Annotated in this window: 20 protein-coding genes; 9 read left to right on the forward strand and 11 right to left on the reverse strand. The window is 64.9% G+C overall.

Annotated elements, in window-relative coordinates; translation table 11 throughout:
- Window positions 1-19: 19 nt before the first annotated feature.
- The 4 genes from LRS11_RS05075 to prlC form a co-directional block, all read right to left on the reverse strand.
- On the reverse strand, window positions 20-745 hold the full coding sequence (locus LRS11_RS05075; protein WP_173210676.1) for a carbonic anhydrase: 726 nt from the start codon (window positions 743-745) through the stop codon (window positions 20-22).
- 84 nt (window positions 746-829) lie between these two features.
- Entirely contained in the window at window positions 830-1,888 is a 1,059-nt protein-coding gene (locus LRS11_RS05080; RefSeq protein WP_260495818.1) for a PA0069 family radical SAM protein, read from the reverse strand.
- A gap of 376 nt (window positions 1,889-2,264) precedes the next feature.
- Window positions 2,265-2,534: a YheV family putative zinc ribbon protein gene (locus LRS11_RS05085; RefSeq protein WP_260495819.1), complete on the reverse strand. Its 270-nt coding sequence runs from the start codon at window positions 2,532-2,534 to the stop codon at window positions 2,265-2,267.
- Window positions 2,531-4,576 carry an oligopeptidase A gene (gene prlC, locus LRS11_RS05090; RefSeq protein ID WP_260495820.1) on the reverse strand — a complete coding sequence of 682 codons (2,046 nt, stop codon included), beginning with the start codon at window positions 4,574-4,576 and terminating at the stop codon, window positions 2,531-2,533. The genes LRS11_RS05085 and prlC overlap by 4 nt, the downstream gene beginning before the upstream one ends.
- 266 nt (window positions 4,577-4,842) lie before the next feature.
- Between prlC and LRS11_RS05095 the strand changes: the two genes are divergently transcribed.
- Together LRS11_RS05095 and LRS11_RS05100 are read left to right on the forward strand one after the other, a co-directional pair.
- Window positions 4,843-5,391, forward strand: coding sequence for a gamma carbonic anhydrase family protein (locus tag LRS11_RS05095; RefSeq protein ID WP_260495821.1), 549 nt, complete (start codon window positions 4,843-4,845; stop codon window positions 5,389-5,391).
- Window positions 5,392-5,486: 95 nt separating this feature from the next.
- The gene (locus LRS11_RS05100) at window positions 5,487-6,452 is read left to right on the forward strand and encodes a hypothetical protein (RefSeq protein WP_260495822.1); all 966 of its coding nucleotides are present in this window, start codon (window positions 5,487-5,489) and stop codon (window positions 6,450-6,452) included.
- Window positions 6,453-6,467: 15 nt separating this feature from the next.
- Here the strand turns inward: LRS11_RS05100 and LRS11_RS05105 are convergent, their stop codons facing one another.
- Window positions 6,468-7,544: an aminopeptidase gene (locus LRS11_RS05105; protein ID WP_260495823.1), complete on the reverse strand. Its 1,077-nt coding sequence runs from the start codon at window positions 7,542-7,544 to the stop codon at window positions 6,468-6,470.
- Between the two features lie 54 nt (window positions 7,545-7,598).
- Between LRS11_RS05105 and LRS11_RS05110 the strand changes: the two genes are divergently transcribed.
- Together LRS11_RS05110 and LRS11_RS05115 are read left to right on the forward strand one after the other, a co-directional pair.
- Window positions 7,599-8,015 carry a hypothetical protein gene (locus LRS11_RS05110; protein WP_260495824.1) on the forward strand — a complete coding sequence of 139 codons (417 nt, stop codon included), beginning with the start codon at window positions 7,599-7,601 and terminating at the stop codon, window positions 8,013-8,015.
- Window positions 8,016-8,056: 41 nt separating this feature from the next.
- The gene (locus LRS11_RS05115) at window positions 8,057-8,479 is read left to right on the forward strand and encodes a hypothetical protein (protein ID WP_260495825.1); all 423 of its coding nucleotides are present in this window, start codon (window positions 8,057-8,059) and stop codon (window positions 8,477-8,479) included.
- A gap of 100 nt (window positions 8,480-8,579) precedes the next feature.
- Here LRS11_RS05115 and LRS11_RS05120 read toward each other — a convergent pair whose 3' ends face one another.
- From LRS11_RS05120 to LRS11_RS05135, 4 genes are all read right to left on the reverse strand, one after another.
- Window positions 8,580-9,578 carry an LLM class flavin-dependent oxidoreductase gene (locus LRS11_RS05120; RefSeq protein WP_260495826.1) on the reverse strand — a complete coding sequence of 333 codons (999 nt, stop codon included), beginning with the start codon at window positions 9,576-9,578 and terminating at the stop codon, window positions 8,580-8,582.
- A 110-nt stretch (window positions 9,579-9,688) separates the two neighbouring features.
- Window positions 9,689-9,913 carry a DUF1161 domain-containing protein gene (locus LRS11_RS05125; protein WP_260495827.1) on the reverse strand — a complete coding sequence of 75 codons (225 nt, stop codon included), beginning with the start codon at window positions 9,911-9,913 and terminating at the stop codon, window positions 9,689-9,691.
- Between the two features lie 284 nt (window positions 9,914-10,197).
- Window positions 10,198-10,413 carry a dodecin gene (locus LRS11_RS05130; protein ID WP_160077337.1) on the reverse strand — a complete coding sequence of 72 codons (216 nt, stop codon included), beginning with the start codon at window positions 10,411-10,413 and terminating at the stop codon, window positions 10,198-10,200.
- A 48-nt stretch (window positions 10,414-10,461) separates the two neighbouring features.
- A complete protein-coding gene (locus LRS11_RS05135; RefSeq protein ID WP_260495828.1) occupies window positions 10,462-11,349 on the reverse strand; it encodes a LysR family transcriptional regulator in 888 nt (295 codons plus the stop codon).
- A gap of 103 nt (window positions 11,350-11,452) precedes the next feature.
- Here LRS11_RS05135 and trpB point away from each other — a divergent pair, with 103 nt between their 5' ends.
- Together trpB and trpA are read left to right on the forward strand one after the other, a co-directional pair.
- Window positions 11,453-12,667 carry a tryptophan synthase subunit beta gene (trpB, locus tag LRS11_RS05140; RefSeq protein WP_260495829.1) on the forward strand — a complete coding sequence of 405 codons (1,215 nt, stop codon included), beginning with the start codon at window positions 11,453-11,455 and terminating at the stop codon, window positions 12,665-12,667.
- On the forward strand, window positions 12,667-13,476 hold the full coding sequence (gene trpA / locus LRS11_RS05145) for a tryptophan synthase subunit alpha (protein WP_260495830.1): 810 nt from the start codon (window positions 12,667-12,669) through the stop codon (window positions 13,474-13,476). The genes trpB and trpA overlap by 1 nt, the downstream gene beginning before the upstream one ends.
- Before the next feature lie 279 nt (window positions 13,477-13,755).
- Here trpA and LRS11_RS05150 read toward each other — a convergent pair whose 3' ends face one another.
- Together LRS11_RS05150 and LRS11_RS05155 are read right to left on the reverse strand one after the other, a co-directional pair.
- Window positions 13,756-15,549, reverse strand: a complete 1,794-nt coding sequence (locus tag LRS11_RS05150) for a polysaccharide pyruvyl transferase family protein (RefSeq protein WP_260495831.1) — start codon at window positions 15,547-15,549, stop codon at window positions 13,756-13,758.
- Window positions 15,550-15,572: 23 nt separating this feature from the next.
- Window positions 15,573-16,589, reverse strand: coding sequence for a phytanoyl-CoA dioxygenase family protein (locus LRS11_RS05155; protein ID WP_260495832.1), 1,017 nt, complete (start codon window positions 16,587-16,589; stop codon window positions 15,573-15,575).
- A gap of 474 nt (window positions 16,590-17,063) precedes the next feature.
- On the opposite strand from LRS11_RS05155, the gene LRS11_RS05160 reads away from it, so the two are divergent.
- From LRS11_RS05160 to LRS11_RS05170, 3 genes are all read left to right on the forward strand, one after another.
- On the forward strand, window positions 17,064-17,312 hold the full coding sequence (locus LRS11_RS05160) for a hypothetical protein (RefSeq protein ID WP_260495833.1): 249 nt from the start codon (window positions 17,064-17,066) through the stop codon (window positions 17,310-17,312).
- Between the two features lie 107 nt (window positions 17,313-17,419).
- On the forward strand, window positions 17,420-18,631 hold the full coding sequence (locus LRS11_RS05165) for a hypothetical protein (RefSeq protein WP_260495834.1): 1,212 nt from the start codon (window positions 17,420-17,422) through the stop codon (window positions 18,629-18,631).
- Window positions 18,628-19,803 carry a hypothetical protein gene (locus LRS11_RS05170; protein ID WP_260495835.1) on the forward strand — a complete coding sequence of 392 codons (1,176 nt, stop codon included), beginning with the start codon at window positions 18,628-18,630 and terminating at the stop codon, window positions 19,801-19,803. Before LRS11_RS05165 ends, LRS11_RS05170 begins: the two co-directional genes overlap by 4 nt.
- Window positions 19,804-19,841 lie beyond the last annotated feature (38 nt).

The following is a 19,841-nucleotide window of genomic DNA, read 5'->3' on the forward strand; positions in this document are numbered from 1 at the left end:
ATGCGCGGGCCTTGTCGTTTCACTGCGCCGGGTAGCGCGCCCTGGGCGTGGCCATCGGCACCACCTCACCGTCCAGTGGCAGGAAGCCCCCGCTCTTGGCGTCGTAGGCACGGATCGCGCTGCTCTCGATGTCGTACACCCAGCCGTGGATGAACAGCTGCCCGCTGGCCAGCCGGGCCGCCACCGAGGGGTGGGTGCACAGGTGGTTAAGCTGGGCGATAACGTTCTCCTCGGTGAGGATGCTCAGCGTATCGTGGCCGCTGCAGCCGCAGTTTTCCTCGACCACCTTGAGCGCCACCTCGCTGTGACGCAGCCAGGCCTTGACCGTGGGCATGTTCTCCAGGGTCTCGGGGGCCAGCACCGCCTTCATCGCGCCGCAGTCGGAATGGCCGCAGACGATGATGTGCTGCACACCCAGGGCCAGCACCGCGTACTCGATGGCCGTGGAAACCCCACCCATCATCTGCCCATAGGACGGCACCACGTTGCCGACGTTGCGGGTGACGAACAGGTCGCCCGGCGCGCTCTGGGTGATCAGCTCGGGGACGATGCGCGAGTCGGCGCAGGTGATGAACATGGCGCGCGGGTTCTGCGCGCTAGCCAGGGCCTTGAACAGCTCTTCCTGTTGCGGGAAGACCTCTGTGCGGAAGCGCTTGAAGCCTCCGACTATGGCACTCAGCGCCTCGTCGGCGCTTTCCGGCGCGGTGCGCGCCTGCAGGGGAATGGCGTTGTGCTTGTAGGGCATTGCGTCTACCTCATGCTGAACCGTTGCGCTGGGCGAATTATCGACCTGGCATGCGGACAGCCGCCAGCAGTGAATAGTCACAAATTACAGCAGAGACAGCTGCCCACCAGGCGGGGCGAACTGGCTGCAGTCGAGAGCGAAACCTTCGCGCCGGCTCAAGCCCAGGCGCTTGAGCGCCAGCTGGAAACGCTGGGCCAGCAGCTCGGCGAACACGCCCTGACCGCGGAAGCGGTGGCCGAAGCGGCTGTCGTACAGCTCGCCGCCACGGCTCTGCCGAATCAGGCTCAGCACATGCTCGGCTCGCTGCGGGTGGTGGGCCTGCAACCACTCCTCGAACAACGGCGCCACCTCGCGCGGCAGACGCAGCAGCATGTAGTTAGCGCTTTGCGCGCCGGCCTGTTTGGCTGCTTCCAGCAGGCTCTCCAGCTCCATGTCGTTGATCATCGGGATCATCGGCGAGCACAGCACGCCCACCGGAATGCGCTGTTCGCGCAGCACGCGGATCGTCCGCAAACGCGCTGAAGGTGCAGCGGCGCGCGGTTCGAGGATGCGCTTGAGCTCGTCATCCAGGGTGGTCAGGCTGATATACACCGAGACCAGGCGGCGCTCGGCCAGCTGAGTCAGCAGGTCGAGATCGCGCAGGATCAGCGCGCCCTTGGTGACGATGGTCAGTGGATGGCCATAACGCAGCAGCACTTCCAGGCAACGGCGGGTCAGCTGGTGCTCGCGCTCGATCGGCTGATAGGGGTCGGTGTTGCTGCCCAGGGCAATCGGTGCGCAGACATAGCCCGGCTTGCTCAGCTGCTGCTCGAGCAGGGCCGGCGCATTGCGTTTGGCGATCAGCCGGGTCTCGAAGTCGATGCCCGGCGACAGATCCCAGTAGGCATGGCTGGGCCGCGCGTAGCAGTAGATGCAGCCGTGTTCGCAGCCGCGATAGGGGTTGAGCGAACGGTCGAACGGCAGGTCCGGCGACTGGTTGCGGCTGATGATGCTCTTGGCCATTTCCACCCGTACCTCGGTGGCACGGCTGGGTGGCACTTCCTGAAACCAGCCATCGTCCGTGGCGATGATGCGCTGCGACGCAAAGCGGTTGTGCGGATTGCTGGCGGTGCCGCGACCGCGGGGAGGCAAGGAAACGGACATACTGGACGCTCACGGATACTGTATATAAAAACAGTATTCGTTTTGCGCCCGCTTGACCAGAGCGACGGCGACGGCTGGTCGCCTACTCTGGCTTCTTATGGCCTGCCCTCCGTGGCAGCAACCCTGAGGGGCCGTCACCATGCGACGTTATTGATCCGGCCCATATTAAGGGTTTAACAGCGCGACTATTGTAGGAGCCAGCTTGCTGGCGATTCGTGGCGCGAAGAGCATCGCCAGCAAGCTGGCTCCTACACCAATCAATCTATTTACGGGCCGAATCTATAAAAAATGACTCCCGGTCATTTTTTATGGCCTGCCCTCCATGGCGGCCACACCTGCGGGGTCGTCGCTGTGCGACGTTTAAAATAGCTCCCTGCTATTTTTTCAGCTTGGGATTGGGGAAGAACTGCACGCCCTGCACCTTGGGGTCGGCCGGTTTCGGCGGCGCCAGGCTGACCCGCGTGCCGAGTTCCTTGGGCACCGATTGGCCCTGTGCGTTGAGGGTGTCGGCGTAGCCGCAGGTCACGCACTCGCGATGCGGCACGCCGTCGACGTTCCACATCTTGATGGTGTCCTGGCCGCTGCACGCCGGGCACACGGCACCGGCGATAAAGCGTTTGGGGGTCACTTCGGGTTGCTCGCTCATGCCGCCTCCGCACTCAGGCCGAGGTGGCGCAGCAGGGCGTCGATGCTCGGCTCGCGCCCACGGAAGTCGACGAACAGCACCATCGGCGCCTGCGAACCGCCACGGGCGAGGATCGCCTCACGGAACGCGCGGCCGGTGTCGGCGTTGAACACGCCGTCTTCCTCAAACTTGGAGAAGGCGTCGGCGCTCAGCACTTCGGCCCACTTGTAGCTGTAGTAACCGGCCGCGTAACCGCCGGCGAAGATATGCGCGAAGCTGTTGGGGAAGCGGTTGTAGGCCGGCGGACGCATCACCGAAACCTCGGCGCGGATGCCTTCCAGCACGTCCAGCACGCTGCGGCCGTCACCATGAGTGGCGTGCAGTTCGAAGTCGAACAGGCTGAACTCGATCTGCCGCGCCATCATCAGCCCGGACTGGAAGTTCTTCGCGGCCAGCATCTTGTCCAGCAGGTCCTGCGGCAGCGCCTCGCCACTCTCGTAGTGAGCGGAGATCAGCGCCAGGCCTTCCGGCTCCCAGCACCAGTTCTCCATGAACTGGCTCGGCAGCTCGACCGCATCCCAGGCCACGCCGTTGATGCCGGAGGCGCCGGCATGTTCGACGCGGGTCAGCAGGTGGTGCAAGCCATGGCCGAATTCGTGGAACAGGGTGGTGACTTCGTCGTGGGTCAGCAGCGCCGGCTTGCCGCCGACCGCCGGGGTGAAGTTGCACACCAGGTTAGCCACCGGGCTGATCAGTTCACCTTGCGCCGAACGACGCTTGTCGCGCGCGCCGTCCATCCACGCGCCGCCGCGCTTGTTGGCGCGGGCGTAAAGGTCGAAAAAGAAGCGCCCGACGTGCTGGCCGTTCTCGCTGATCTCGAACAGGCGCACGTCCGGGTGCCAGCTATCAAAACCACTAAGCTCCTTGATCTGGATGCCGTAGAGCTTCTCGACGATGGCGAACAGGCCGGTCAGCACCTTGTCGATGGGGAAGTAGGCGCGGAGGATTTCCTGGGAAATGCTGTAGCGCTGCTCGCGCAGCTTTTCGCTGTAGTAGCCGACGTCCCAGCTCTGCAGATCGTTGCAGCCTTGTTCGGCGGCGAAGGCTTTCAGCTCGCTCAAGTCTTGGGCGGCAAACGGCTTGCTGCGCACGGCCAGGTCGCGCAGGAAGCTCAGCACCTGTTCGGTGGACTCGGCCATCTTGCTGGCCAGGCTCAGCTCGCTGTAGCTGGCAAAGCCGAGCAGGCCGGCCAGTTCCTTGCGCAGGTCGAGGATCTCGGCCATCACCGGGCCGTTGTCATTCTGCCCGGCGTTCGGCCCCTGGTCGGAGGCGCGGGTGCAGTAGGCGGCGTAGACCTCTTCGCGCAGGGCGCGGTCGTCGGCGTAGGTCATCACCGCGAAGTAACTGGGGAACTCCAGGCTGATCAGCCAGCCGTCCAGCTCCTTGGCTTCGGCGGCTTGCTGCATCTGCGCCTTGGCCGAATCGGTGAGGCCGGCCAGAACTGCTTTGTCAGTGACGTGCTTGGTCCAGGCCTGGGTGGCGTCGAGCAGCTGGTTGGAGAATTTGCTGGTCAGCTCGGACAGCTTCATCTGGATCTCGCCGTAGCGCTTCTGCTCGGCTGGCGGCAGGTCGATACCGGACAGGCGGAAGTCGCGCAGGGCATGTTCGAGGATGGTTTTCTGCGCCACGTCGAAGCCTTCGGCCTCGGGGCTGCTGGCCAGCGCTTCATAGGCCTCGAACAGCGGCTTGTTCTGGCCTATCTCGGTCCAGTATTCCGACAGCTTGGGCAGGCAGGCCTCGTAGGCGCTGCGCAGTTCGGCGTTGTTGCACACCGCGTTGAGGTGGCTGACCGGGCTCCAGGCCCGACCGAGGCGTGCGCCCAGCTCGTCGAGGGCCAGCACCAGGCCGTTCCAGCTCGGCTTGCCCGGTTGCGCCAGCAGCGCGGCCACGGCGGCGCGGCTGTCGTCGAGGATCTGGCTGACGGCCGGCTCGACATGCTCAGGCTTGATCAGGGAGTAGGGCGGCAGGTCGAAATCTTGCAGGAGGGGGTTGGCTGCGGTCACGGCTAGGCACCTTTGATGCGCGAATACATGTACAGGTTATGGGGTCGCGGGCGACGTTTCACAACCGGAATGCCCCGCATGTTAATTACAATCGGGGCAAACCGCAGCCTGGAGCCTGGTCAAAGGCTCGCGAGCTAGAGCCAGACAAGGCAAAAATGGCCGAGGGAGCGGAGTTTACGAGCTGTAAATGAGCATCCCGAGGCCATTTTTAACGCGGGATGGCCGACGCGCAGCAGACTTTGAGCAGGTTCCAAGAGGTTTCTATCGTGGCGATTCGTACTTACCAAGGCACCACACCCGGCCTGGGCGCACGGGTGTTCGTCGACCGTTCGGCAGTGGTCATCGGTGACGTACAGCTGGGCGAAGACAGCTCGGTATGGCCCTTCGCCCTGATCCGTGGCGACATGCACCGCATCCGCATAGGCGCGCGCACCAGCGTGCAGGACGGCAGCGTGCTGCACATCACCCATGCCGGGCCGTTCAACCCGGAGGGTTACCCGCTGATCATCGGCTTCGACGTGACCATCGGCCACAAGGTCACCCTGCACGGTTGCACCCTGGGCAACCGCATCCTGGTCGGCATGGGCAGCATCGTCATGGACGGCGCCGTGGTGCAGGACGAGGTAATCATCGGCGCCGGTTCGCTGGTGCCGCCGGGCAAGGTGCTGCAGAGCGGCTACCTCTATGTCGGCAGCCCGGTGAAGCAGGCCCGCGCCCTGACCGACAAGGAGCGCGCCTTTTTCAGCTACAGCGCGGCCAACTACGTGAAGCTCAAGGATTTACACCTGGCCGAGGGTTACGACCAGGCCGAGTGACCCGCATCACGCCGCCGACCGGGCTGGTTATGGCCAGCCAACACTGCCGGCTATGCTGGCGCCGCGCCGTCTACCGAGAAATAAGGATCTTCCCCATGCACGCCAATCCCTTCGACCTACCCGTCAGCCAACCTCCCGCGGCCGCGTTGACGGCTCGGGCGTTTGCCCTGCCCTATGCCTTCATGGGCCTGGCGTTGCTGATCGGTCTGAGCGGTCTTGTGATCAATTTGCTCAGCGTGTGGCTGCCGCAGGATGAGGAGCTGTTCGCCAGCTACCTGGAGTACCTGCCGCAAATCCTCGCCTCGTTTGTCGAAGGCACGCTGCTCAGCGCCGTCGCCGTCCTGCTGCTGAGCCGCAGCTATCTGGAGCGCCACACCATTGTCGACTTCGCGCGGCCCCGGCAGCTGCTGGCGCTGTTTTTCGGCATGGCGCTGGTGCTGTCACTGGTGCTGGGCTTTGGCGCTGGGCAGTTGCTGTCGCACCTGCTGCCCTGGGCCTACGAATGGTTCGAGTCACCGACTCTGGCGCAGCTCTTGATCAGCGAGCCGATCAACCTGCTGCTGTTCGTCCTCGATACCCTGCTGCCGCTGTGGCTGAGCCTGCATCTGCTGCGCCGTCACGCCGTGCCGGGTGCTGCGCGCCCGGTCCCGCGCTGGGAAGCGGCCCTGGCCTTCGCCCTGTGCTTTGCGGTGGCCTACCTGAAGCTGCTGAGCCTGCTGCCGGAGCAGCTGTTCTACTACGACAGTGCGTGGATCTACAGCCTGTTGCTGTTGGCTGGCGTGCTGCAATCCGCCCTGGTCTTCGCCGCCGCCTGGAGTGGTTTGCCGCTGCTGCTGCGCCAGTGCAACCCGGGCCGGCTGATCCTCGCCAGTCTGCTGTGTGCGCTGCTCTGGTTACTGGCCTTCGTGCTGGTTGCCGTGGCCATCGCGCTGTATACCCTGAGCGGCAACGAGCTGGTCAGCGAAGCACTGCTGGCGCTGCCCGGCCTGGGCCTGCTGGCCCTGCTCTGGCCGCTGACGCGCCTGAGCCTGCGCTGGGTGTATCGAGCGCAAGCCGCCTGATGGGCTAGCCAGGCGCTAGTCGCCCGCCGTCAACCGGTTCAACTGCGCGCGGCGCTGCTTGGCCGGCAGCTCGCCGAGTGCCGCGGCGTGCGCGTAGAAGTTGGCCCAGTCGCTCCCGGCCTGAGCAAACAGGGCAGCGAAAGCCGGCACCCAGCGGTCGTAGAGGCCGAAGGGCAGCAGCTTGGCATTGTTCAGCGGCGCATTGATCCAGGCATCAAAACGCCTGTCGCCGTGCCACTGGCTGTCGCGTAGCTGGCGGTATTCACTGCGCAGGCGGGCGAACTCGGCGGTCTTGCCCTGGCGCTTTTCCGCATCGCTGCGCGGGCTGGCGTACAGCTGTTCGAGGCGCGCGCGGCTGGCCAGGATCAGCGCGATGAACTGCTGCTTCTGCCGTTCGCCGGCGCCGTCCTGCGCCGGCAGACCTCGGCTGGCGCGCCACTGGCGCAGGCCTTGCTGCTCGACAAAGCTGGCGAAGGACTCATTGAACGCGGTGTCGTCCTGCACATACAGCTGCTGGTGGGCGAGCTCGTGAAAGATCACCGCGGCCAGGCGCTCGTCGTCCCAGCGCAGCATGCTGTTGAGGATCGGATCATCGAACCAGCCGAGGGTGGAGTAGGCCTCGATCCCGGCAACATAGGTATCCAGGCCCTCCTGGCGCAGCAGGGCGGCGGCACCCCGGGCGCGACCCTGCTGGTAGAAACCGCGGTAAGCCACGCAACCGGCGATGGGGAAGCAGTGAGTCAGCGGCGCCAGGGACAACTCGGCGGTGGCGAACACATTCCACACCACATAGGGCCGCTGCAGGTCGGCATACAGGCGGTAGCTGCGGTTGTCCGGCAGGCCCAGCTGGGCACTGGCGAAACTGCGCGCCTGCTGGGCCAGGGCCAAGCGCTGTTGCAACTGCGGGTCGCGCGCCGGGTCGGCGATGATCGCGCTGACCGGCTCGCGCGCCTGCAGCAGTTGCCACTGGCCGCCCGCCAGCTGGGCGTAATACTCCAGGCTGCTGCAACCGCTTAGCAGCAAGCCGAGCAGCAGGGGAACCCCGCGGCGGCGGGCGAGGTCGAGTATGACAAGCGATGAAGTCGGCAACATGCCCACGAGCCTATTGCATTGCCCCTGCCAGACGCCAGCCACGAGGAATGTCACATGTATCGCCTGATGCTCTGCAGCCTGCCCTTGCTTCTCGCCGGCTGTGCCCTCTGGCTGCCCCGCCACGACCCCGGACAGGCCTGGATCGAGCTGCACGCTGGCGAAGAGCAGCAACTGCAAGCGCTGCAGGTGGACGGCAAGGATCAGGGGGACACGCGCTATTTCCAGGTCAGTCCGGGTCGCCATGAGCTGCAGGTGCGCCTGCAGTTCCAGGTCGCGCCGGGCAATATCGGCCCGGCCAGCCAGGGCCATCCACGAACCTGCCTGCTCAGCCTGGACTACGCCGAGTTCGCCGCCGGCCAGCGCTATAGCCTGAAAGCTGGCAGCCACGGTTTCCGCCCCTGGGTCAGGCTCTACGATGAGCGCGCTGAGCCGTTGGCACGGGCCCGCGAAGGCCGCTGCGGCGAGGTTTGATCGGCGCTATGCTGCACATCTGCCGCCCGGACTTCTCGACCATGCGCCCACTCTTTTTTCTCATTCTGCTCACCCTCGGTGCCTGTGCCAGCCCGCTGCCCACGCCCGACCCGCAACAAGCCTGGGTCAGCCTGTATGCCCGCGCCGGCTACACCCTGATGGCGCACAAGCTGGACGATAGACAGACCCGCGACGGCCGCTACTTCCAGGTCAGCCCCGGCGCCCATGCGCTGGATGTGCGCTTCCAGTTCGAAATGGCGGGTGGGAGTGGGGGTGGCGACAAGTACGCCAGTGAGCCGACGCAAATCACCTGCCAGCTGCGCCTGCAGTACGACGGTTTCGCCGCCGGCCAGCAGTACCGTATCGAAGCCCGGCCCATGTCCTACAAGGCCAGGGCCTGGCTGTACGACAGCCAGCGCCGGGTGCTGGCGCGCAGCAAGGTATTGCGCTGCAGCACCTTCTGAACGGCGCTGTTGCGTAACCCGGATGCAATCCGGGATCGGAGCCGCCTGCTTCCCGGATTGCATCCGGGCGACGCAATCCGGTTACGCGTGAACGCCGGCCTTAGCGCAACCCGGCAACAATCTCGAAGCTGCGCAGGCGATGTTCGTGCTGGTACAGGTCGCCGGTGAAGATCAGCTCATCGGCACCGGTCTGCTCCAGCAGGATCTGCAGACGCGCGCGTACCTTCTGCGGCCCGCCGATCACCGCCAGGCCGAGGAAATCACCCACCGCCTGCTGCTCATGCGGCTGCCAGCGCCCGGCCATGCTCTCCACCGGCGGACGCAGCACCAGACTCTGCCCACGCATCAGCGCCAGCACGCGCTGGAAGGCGGTGGTGGCGAGGAACTCGGCCTCTTCGTCAGTCGGCGCGGCAATCAGCGGTACGCCGACCATCGCATAGGGTTTGTCGAGTACGGCCGAGGGCTGGAAGTTGTCGCGGTAGATGCGCAGCGCCTGATGCAGGTAGCGCGGCGCGAAGTGCGCGGCGAAGGCATAGGGCAGGCCTTTCTGCGCCGCCAGCTGGGCGCTGAACAGGCTGGAACCGAGCAGCCAGAGCGGCACGTTGCTGTCCATGCCAGGCATGGCGATCACCTGCTGCCCCGGCTGGCGCGGGCCGAGCAGGGCCTGCAGTTCCTCGACATCCTGGGGGAAGTCATCGGCGCTACCCTGGCGGTCGCGGCGCAGGGCGCGGGCAGTCTGCTGGTCAGCCCCCGGCGCGCGGCCGAGGCCCAGTTCGATGCGCCCCGGATACAGCGCGGCGAGGGTGCCGAACTGCTCGGCCACCACCAGCGGCGCATGGTTGGGCAGCATGATGCCGCCGGAACCCAGACGCAGGGTGGTGGTGCCGGCGGCCAGGTAACCGAGCAGCACGGCGGTGGCCGAGCTGGTGATGCCCTCCATGTTGTGGTGCTCGGCCACCCAGTAGCGCGAGAAGCCCAGGCGCTCGGCGTGCTGGGCCAGGGCCAGGGAACGTTGCAGGGCCGGCGCCGGGCCAGTTTCATCGTCGCGCATCGGCGCCAGGTCGAGGATGGAAATCGGGGTGGTGGACAGCCTGCTCATACAGCCTCCTGAGGTCATACAAGCTTTATGGGGGCGGCGCGGCGAAAGGCAAGAACGAAAAGGCCGGAGCCCCTTGCGGGAACTCCGGCCTGTGCAGTTTGGTGCTGCGATCAGCCGCGCTGGTAGACGATTTCCTTGGCGCCCGCTTCGCAGGTGCCGACCACGCTCTTGTCGCCGGCGCTGCCCTTGTCCACCACCTCCAGGCTGTAGGCGGCGACGCCCTTGGCCTTGAGCTTGGCGTCGATCTCCGCCTTGAGCTCCTCGCACGGCTTGGCCGCCGCCAGGGCCGAGCCGGCCAGGGAAAACAGGGCCAGGCCCAGGATCAGTTGTTTCATGATTAACACTCCTTCGTTAGGCAAACGGCTCAAGCGAGCCATGGCGGGGCAATCCACCCCAGACGGAAAGGGCGCGCGCTGTTGTTCAAACCCCGACGCCGCGCTGCCAGACCTCAGGCAGCCTAGTGCATGGAGCGGGGAATTTCTGCCAACGCCTTGGAGCTTGTTGACGATCTTCTTTGCCGACCGCTACACAGCGTTGCAGGGCAGGCACGTACAGCCCCCGCTCCCGTTCACGGGAGTGGGCTGGGGAGAGAGGCGTGGCCGAGGCCCGCAACAGGTTCCTAGCTATTGCCGATGCGGAAACCGACTTTGAGCTCGACCTGGTAATGCGCCACCTTGCCATCGACGATATGGCCACGGGTATCGATGACCTCGAACCAGTCCATGTTGCGCACGGACTTGGCACACTCGGCCAGGGCATTGCTGATGGCATCCTCGATGCTCAGCTTGGAGGTGCCGACAACTTCGATCTTCTTGTAGGTGCGGTGATCGGACATGCTGCTTCTCCTCAGGCGGGACTGTTCCTGTCTGAGGCTAGTCGAGAATCAGCCGGCCAGTTCCTCGCGCAACCATTCGGCCAGGCGCTCGGCGCGGCTGTCGCGAGCGCGCGCCGGCACCCACAGAGCCAGGCGGGCCGGGGTTTCGACAAAGCCCCAAGGCGCCAGCAGGCGGCCGCCGGCCAGGTCGTCGGCGACCAGCTGCTGCGGTGCGATGGCCATGCCGAGACCGGCCGCCGCCGCTTCCAGCAGGTAATACAGGTGCTCGAAACCCTGGCCCAGCTGCAAGCGCGTGCCATCCAGCTGCTGCGCCCGCGCCCACTGCGGCCAGGCCTGCGGGCGCGACACGGTGTGCAACAGCGGCTCGTTCAACAAAGCTGCGGCCGGCGCCTGGGCCAACTCGGCAAAGCGTGGCGAGCGCGGGCTGAGCACCGGGCCGATGCGCTCGGCCGCCAGCTCGAACACCTGCATGTCCGCTGGCCAGGGCGGCTCGGCGAAACACAGGGTGGCATCCACCCCGGGGCGGCGCGGATCCAGCTCGCCCTCGCTGGCCGACAGTTGCAGGCGCAGCTCGGGCAATTCGCGCTGCAATCTGTCGAGACGCGGAATAAACCAGCGCGCCAGCAGGCTGCCGGGGCAACCGAGAACGAAAGGCGCATCGACCTGCTGCTGTTTCAGTTCGGCACAGGTACTGCGCAAACGCTCGAAGGCCTCACCCGCCGCATCGCGCAGGCGGCTGCCGGCATCGGTGAGTTTTACGCCACGACCCTCCTTGCTGAACAGCGCCACACCCAGCTGCTCTTCGAGCACGCGGATCTGCCGGCTCACCGCGCCGTGGGTCACGCTCAGCTCATCCGCAGCCTGGCTGACACTCTGCAGGCGGGCGGCGGCCTCGAAGGCGCGCAGGGCATTTAGCGGGGGCAGTTCTCGGCTCATGATATCTGTGAGTTTTTCTGACGTGTTACGGCAATCTAATCGCTTTTCAGGTGGGCGGCCAGGGGTAGAATGGCGCCATCGCACATACTCCCTGGAGAGCCCCATGACTTCACTGCGCACCGGCCCTGACGCCACTGGCCTGTTCGGCTCGTTTGGCGGCCAGTACGTCGCCGAAACCCTGATGCCGCTGATCCACGACCTGGCCGCCGAATACGAGAAGGCCAAGCAGGATCCGGAGTTCCTCAAGGAACTGGCCTACTTCCAGAGCGACTACGTCGGCCGGCCGAGCCCGCTGTACTTCGCCGAGCGCCTGACGGAGTACTGCGGCGGGGCGAAGATTTATCTGAAGCGCGAAGAGCTGAACCACACCGGCGCGCACAAGATCAACAACTGCATCGGCCAGATCCTCCTGGCCAAGCGCATGGGTAAGAAGCGCATCATCGCCGAGACCGGCGCCGGCATGCACGGCGTCGCCACCGCCACCGTGGCCGCACGCTTCGGCATGGAATGCGTGATCTTCATGGGCACCACCGACATCGATCGCCAGCAGGCCAACGTGTTCCGCATGAAGCTGCTGGGCGCCACCGTGATCCCGGTCGTCGCCGGCACCGGCACCTTGAAAGACGCGATGAACGAAGCGCTGCGCGACTGGGTGACCAACGTGCACAACACCTTCTACCTGATCGGCACCGTGGCCGGCCCGCACCCCTATCCGGCTATGGTGCGCGACTTCCAGGCAGTGATCGGCAAGGAAACCCGCGGACAAATGCTGGAGAAGGAAGGCCGCCTGCCCGACAGCCTGGTCGCCTGCATCGGCGGCGGCTCCAACGCCATGGGCCTGTTCCACCCCTTCCTCGACGATAAATCCGTGCAGATAGTCGGCGTGGAAGCCGCCGGCCACGGCATCGAAACCGGCAAGCATGCGGCCAGCCTGAACGGCGGCATCCCCGGCGTACTGCACGGCAACCGCACCTTCCTGCTGCAGGACGACGATGGCCAGATCATCGACGCCCACTCGATTTCCGCCGGCCTCGACTACCCCGGCATCGGCCCGGAACACGCCTGGTTGCATGACATCGGCCGCGTCGAATACACCTCGGTGACCGACCACGAAGCCCTGGAAGCCTTCCACAAGTGCTGCCGCCTGGAAGGCATCATCCCGGCCCTGGAAAGTGCCCACGCCCTGGCCGAAGTGTTCAAGCGCGCGCCGCAGTTGCCCAAGGAGCACCTGATGGTGATCAACCTGTCCGGCCGCGGCGACAAGGACATGCAGACCGTGATGCACCACATGCAACAAGATCAGCAGGAGAAACACTGATGAGCCGCCTGCAAAGCCGCTTTGCCGAGCTTAAACAACAAAATCGCGCCGCCCTGGTGACCTTCGTCACCGCCGGCGACCCCAACTACGACGCGTCCCTGGCCATCCTCAAGGGCCTGCCGGCGGCCGGTGCCGACGTAATCGAGCTGGGCATGCCGTTCACCGACCCGATGGCCGACGGCCCGGCGATCCAGCTGGCCAACATCCGCGCCCTGGCCGCCAAGCAGAACCTGGCCAAGACCCTGCAGATGGTGCGCGCCTTCCGCGAAGGCGATCAGAGCACGCCGCTGGTGCTGATGGGCTACTTCAACCCGATTCACCACTACGGCGTCGCCGCCTTCATCGCCGAGGCCAAGGAGTCCGGTGTCGACGGCCTGATCGTGGTCGACCTGCCACCGGAACATAACGCCGACCTGTGCGACCCCGCCCAGGCCGGCGGTCTGGACTTCATCCGCCTGACCACCCCGACCACCGACGACAAGCGCCTGCCCACCGTGCTCAACGGCAGCTCTGGCTTCGTTTATTACGTCTCGGTGGCTGGCGTCACCGGCGCCGGTTCGGCCACCATTGAGCATGTGCAGGAAGCCGTGACCCGCCTGCGCCGCCACACCGACCTGCCGCTGTGCATCGGCTTCGGCATCCGCACCCCGGAACACGCGGCGACCATCGCCCGCCTGGCCGACGGTGTGGTGGTCGGCTCGGCGCTGATCGACCAGATCGCAGGCGCCACAGACGACCAGCAGGCCATCCAGGGCGTGCTGAGTCTGTGCCAGGCGCTGGCCGAAGGGGTTCGCGACGCGCGGCGCTGAGGCACGGCTCGCCCCTCTGCCAAAAGGGGCGACTCTCGCCAATCACAAGAATGTCAGCGCTATGGTGATGAACATCGTCATGGCGTTGTTTCACGCGGCTACGCCCTACTTAGCCTGGCAGCAAATCCGACAGACTGCTGCCTCGCGAGACTACCCGGCGCCCCAGAGCCAAGCGTGCTCTACGCTCTATCTCGGCAATGGCCCGTGAGCAGTGTGTTCGGATGGCGTCGATACCTGAAGTAGAGCATGCCCACGCGCTGCGCACCTGCTGAAAGACTGTCAGCGTGGACCACGGGACAACCGCCGCATCAAGCGCCGCAGCCTGATCAGGGAGGGGTTCGCTGCCGCACGAGCGTTTCGCTCCAGCTGCAAGTGGTGGGCGTACTGCGCGGCCTCAGTCTGACGCGCCGTTTCGAGACTCTGGGCATATTGTTCCGCCAGCTCAGCACGCCGAGTGCTCGACTCGAGCGCCTCAAGCAAGCCAGCACGCTCGCTGGTTTCCCGCTGCAGGGCGTACGACCCCACCAGTTCGGCCTCGGCCTGACGCGCCGTTTCGAGGTTCTGGGCATATTGCTCCGCGAGCTCGGCACGCCGGGTGCTCGACTCGAGCGCCTCAAGCAAGCCGGCACGCTCGCTGGTTTCCCGCTGCAGGGTCGCGACCAGATCCAGCACGTAAGCCTCGGCGGTCTGCGCACTCGCCTGCCAGTGCTCGACGGCGTCGCGCCACTCGGCCTCCCGGGCCAAGGCCAGGCGTGCCTGCCCCGGCTCATCGAGCAGGCGGGCCAGAGCCAGGACCAGCTCGGTATTACCGCTAGCAACCGTCGGCAGCGGCAGACCTTGCTGCTGCTTGGCCAGCCAATCGCCCAAACGCTGCTCGCGGCCCTGGCCATGTGCCTCCAGTCTGCTCGACCAGCATCGATCCGCGGGCGCAACACCAGTGCTGCGGCAGCCCGCGACGATGCGCTGCGCCAGACCATCCCAGCGCTTGTCGCGGATAATCAGCAGATCCTCCTCGCGACCGGCATGGCTCAGCGCACCCTGCAGCTTGACCAGAGTGTAATGGTCGGTCGGCAATCCCAGGCAGGGACGCTGTCTGGCCAGGGCGAACACCAGCGGGTGATAGCGCGAACTGACCACCAGATCGGCCTGCTGGGTCAGCCAGGCTGTCTCGCCACTGCCCTGCACCTCCAGCACCCGCATCGCAGCCGGCTGCTGCAGACGCGCGGCCAGGGCCAGACCAATGGCCCGATCCCCCACATCGCAGCCGTTCTGCCGATCACACACATGGGGAATGAACAGGAAACGCGCACCCAGCTCGGCAACCACCTTGTCCAGCTCGGTCGCCACGCAATCCAGCCACAGGTCGCGCTCGGCACCGGCAAACAACGGGTGCAAGGTCAGGGCAATCAATGGGCCCTGGCTCAACGGCTCCGGCCAGGCCGACTCCAGCAACGTGCTCGGTCGGGGCAGCAAGGCCATGGCATCGTCCAGCTGGTAATCGATGCGCGCCAATGGCGCTCCCAGCCCCAGAGCCAGAGCCACCGAGCTGGCCTCACGCAAACCGATCCAGGCAGCGGCACCGAGTATCTCGGCCACCAGCTCGCGATCGACCAGGCTGAGCTGCGGCCCCAGGGTCTGGCCAAGCAGCAGCAGCGGAACCCCCCGTTGACGAGCGAGGCGCACCAGCGCTAGGCGCTCGAGGATGTACCCGGGCCAACTGCTGGACAGGTTGCCGCCACCGGAAATCACCAGCAGATCCGCCTGCAGCAAAGCTTGCAGAGCCTCCGGCAACTGCCCGGGCTGCCGCTCGACCAATGCCAGCCAGCAGTCTATCTGCTGCAGCTCAACCTGCCGATCGGCAGATATCTCGGCAAAGCCCAGCCTGGGCACGGCCTGAGCGTCATACAGGCCGGCACTCATGAGCGGGTCGCGGGACATCAGGCTGAAGCAGGCCTCGGGTAGCAGACGGCGCAACATCTGCAGGTTGCACTCGAGCATCGCCTCGTCACCGACATGAAAATGGTCGGTGCCGGCCAGATCTCCAATCAGTAAAACGTGACGCACAGTCTTCATGACCTCTCTCGACAACAGCAGGCTCATCGCGAGCGTGGCACAAGAGCATCGGCCACCCTGGAAAACAGGCCGCGTTGAACCGGTGCCGGGGCTTCGACCGGCGCCCTGTTCGCGCGCTCCTGCTCCAGGCTTTTGACGTAGATTTCAACCTCCTCCAGCTTGCTGCGCAACCGCGCCACTTCAGCCACCAACGAGTGCGCATACCCCTCAGCCGACTCATGGGAGTGCCGCAAGGCGGCCAGATCGGTGTGCAACTGACGGACATAGTGGTGCGGCGCCTGATCCAGCTGGCCGGACACTCGCGGAAAGTGATTGCCGGTCAGCACGCTGCGCGTGCGGCCGTCCATGTAGCAGGCGGTGAAGGCGCGACGCGGCTGGTTGGACGGGTTGATGCCCGAGCGATGGATCAGCCAGTTGTGCAGCAGCAAGCCATGACCCGCCTCAAGCTCGAGGGGCAACGCCTGCTCCGTGGGGCAGTGGCGCTGCATGTCTGCTTCGCTCAGCGTGCTGCCATGGGCACTGAGTAGGCCCAAGCGATGGGAGCCGGGAATCACCTCGACACAGCCATTGGCGCGGGTGGCCGGGTCGAGGGCGACCCAGATGGTCACCAGCGGGTCGCGATCCAACGCCCAGACATCGCCACCATCCTGGTGCCAGGGCAGGTAGGTACCCTGGCCGGCCGGCTTGTTCATGATCATCGCGCGGAACAGTGAGACCGGCGCATGCGAACCATACAGACGGGCACAGATCTCGCCGAACAACGGGTGCTGTACCAGGGGGGCGAACAGCTCGTCGTTCTCCAATCCCTGCACCTTGCGGTAGAGGTGGGTTCCCGCCGCTAGTTGGCTGACCGCCTGCGGCAGAGCGTCGTAGTCGCCCCCCGTATCCAACTGCATCTGGATCAGCGGATTGACCTGAGTACCGCTGGCCAGGTCATCGGCGCGCTGGGTCAGTTCGGCAATCGCCTCGGTATCGAGCAGACGGCCGAGGCGGATAAATCCGTTCTGCTCGAAATCGCTCCACTGCTGCTCGCTGAGCATGCTTCGCTCCCCTTGCTTGTCTGTGCGCACTGACCTTGCACAGCTCCAGTCAATTGGTAGCTACGCCCGGCAAGCGTCTTAATTTCCGGCATCTAAACAGATTCGCTCAAGCGCTTCAGCAAATACTTGGGTGACTCCTCATATCCCTGGCGGTAGTAGAAACGCTGTGCCGCGCTGCGCCGGCTGGCACAGTGCCACTCGATGCGCCAGCAACTGCTGCAAACGCTCGTCCAGAAATGTCTCGGTACCTGGGTAATTGAGGGCGACAAGCGGTTCGGCCAGTGTGGCGAGGCGAGATGAAGTCAGGGCTGGCGATGCGTGCGCCGCTGGGCGCCGCCCCATCCGCAAGGACGGCGCGCCCTTCCGGATGAGCGACCTAGCACGAGCGCTCCAATCGAACTAGCCTGACTGGGGACAACCCCCGGCACCCGGCCCCGGATTTTCCTGTGCGCCAGCCAGGAATGGAGCAGACCCATGGCAGACCTAGACCCCATCGACTTTGCCGCACCCGGCCTGGCGCTTGAGCCAGAGCAGGGCTCAGCCACCACCCAGGAAGCAGCGAAGAAGAAGGCCTGCTTCCAGATCGACACGCGCGACAAATGCAAAAGCGAGCGCCGCCAGCACAGCGAACGTAGGCAGAGTATTCGCTTCGAGGCCGATCGCCGCAGCGGCGAAGACCGCCGCCCGCACAAGCCGGGCTGGGATCCGGGGGTCGACCTCTAGCCCAACTGAGCACTTGGGCTTTAAAGCCGAAAACGAGAATCAGGCTTGCCGCGCAGGTCTGTTCTCGTTTAACTCCACCCCTGTCTTTTTTAGGCAAGGATGGTTCGTTGATTACCCAACCAATAGCCGCTGCAACTATAGTCGCCAAGCGTCACCTGGCCCTGGCGCGAGTCATCGCCCAGTCATTCCGCCGGCACCACCCGGACATCCCCTTCTTCGTCCTGTTGGCCGATGAGGTCGACGGCTATTTCGAGCCCGCCGACGAAGGCTTTCAACTGCTGACTTTGGATCACTTGGGCGCGGAAGAACTGCGCCCCTGGTGCTTCCGTTATGCGCAACTGCCACTGAGCTATGCATTGACGCCAGCATTGCTGCAGCATCTGCTTGGCGAGTTCAGCCAGGTCATCTTTATCAAACAGGAAAGCTTGGTGCTGGGGCGACTCGACTCGATGCTGCGCGCTCTGCAGCAGTCATCCATTGTGCTCACGCCCCATCTGCTGGAACCCCTGCAGGGCGAGGGGCATATCGCCCGCGAGCTGGCGATTCTCCAGGCCGGCACCTACAACGGCGGGATCATCGGCCTTCGCGCCGGCAACAGTAGTCACGATTTCCTCGCCTGGTGGCGTCAACGAGTTGAACTGCACTGTCGGCACGACATCGCCGCCGGTATGCACTACGAACAACGCTGGCTAGATCTGGTGCCGCTGCTGTTCGACGGTGTGCAAGTGCTGCATGACCCCGGCTGTAATGTCGGCCATTGGCACCTGCCGGAACGTGCAGTGCGGGTGGTTGGCGAACAAGTGCTGGCCGCTGGCGTGCCTTGCAGTCTCTTCCGCTTCAGTGGCTTCGACGGTGCGCAAGCCAACCAAGCCACTCGCTACTTCGAGCGCCTAAAACTGAACCAGCTAGGCGACAGCGGATGGGTTTTCGAGCACTACCGGCAACTACTGTTGAGCGCTGGACACGAACAATCCACGCAGTGGCCCTATGCTTGGGAGCGCTTCACCAACGGAGTGGTGATTCCCGATATCGCCCGCGAGCTATACCGCGATCAGGGTTATGCCGTGTCGGCCTTTGGCGATCCCTTCTCCAGTCAGGCGGACAACAGTTTCTTCGCCTGGCTGCAGAAACCGGCGCGGGATGACTGCCCATCCCTGTCACGCCTTTGGCATGCGCTCTACCAGCAGCGTACCGATGTGATGGCCGCCTACCGTGACCCCTTCGGTACCGACCTCAACGGCCTGCTCGGCTGGATTCGCAACACTGGCTGGCGCGAGTTCAACATCGATCCGGCATTGCTGCCAATGGTAACGACATGACGGTTATCGTCAGTATCGCGGCAAAGAACTATCTGCCGCGCGTGCGCGTACTGGCCGCCTCCCTGCAAACCTGGCATCCCGAACTGTCGCTGCACGTATTGCTGGCCGACGAATTGGCCGGTGAGCTCGACCCAGCCAGCGAGCCTTATCGGCTGGTTACCCTGGACGAGCTGCAAATGGCTGATCAGCGGCAATTCTGCTTCCGCTATGACATCAAGCAGCGCGCCGCCGCACTCAAACCTTACTTCCTGCAGCATCTGCTCGACCAGGGGCATCAGCACGTCCTGTTCATCGATCCAGACATGCTGGTCACCGCCAGCCTGGCTCCGCTGCTGGAGCCCTTGCAACAGCATGCGATCCTGCTCACACCGCACCTGCTGCACCCAGCCAGTGGCCAGCTGGCGGCACAGCGTGAACTGGAGATACTGCGCGCCGGCATGTTCAACGCCGGCGTCATCGGCGTTTCTGCCAGCGCCCAGGGCCAGGCCTTCCTCGCCTGGTGGCGGCAACGACTGGCTCTGCATGCGCAGGACTCGGTAGCCGAGGGCATGTATTACGATCAGCGCTGGCTGGATCTGGTGCCAGGCCTGTTCGACCAGCTATATGTGGTCCGCGACGCCGGTTGCAACGTGGCACACTGGAACCTCGGTGAGCGCCCGCTCGAATGGCGGAACGCTGAGTTGCTCTGCGCAAAACAGCTTTGCCGCTTGATCCATTTCAGTGGCTACGACCCGAATAGCCCTGAGCGCCTGAGCTACCATGCCGACTGGATCGCCCCCGACAGCGGCTCGCCACTAGCCGCGCTGCTGGAGGATTATCGACAACGCCTGCTCGTGGCAGGACAAGCGCAAGTCGATGGCTGGAGGACTGCCTGGGAGCACTTCGACAATGGCCTCACGATCAGCCCCATACTGCGCAAAATATTCGCCGCCAACGCCACCCATGAGCGCTTCGGCGACCCATTCCACTGCGGCCAAGGCAGTTTTTTCCAGTGGCTCTGCCTCCCTGTAGATGACCAGCAACCACCACTGAGCAATCTATGGGACAGCCTGATCAAGCTCACACCGGCGCTGCAGAAACTCTGGCCTGACCACCTAGGGGCTGATCGCCAGGCCTTTCTCGACTGGGTCAGCATGGAGGGCGCCACCACTATCGAATACCGGCCGAGCTGAACCGACGGAGCCCCCTTCTATTCGCACGTCCAGCACCA

Origin of the sequence: Pseudomonas sp. J452, assembly GCF_024666525.1 — a bacterium.
Lineage (GTDB): Bacteria > Pseudomonadota > Gammaproteobacteria > Pseudomonadales > Pseudomonadaceae > Aquipseudomonas.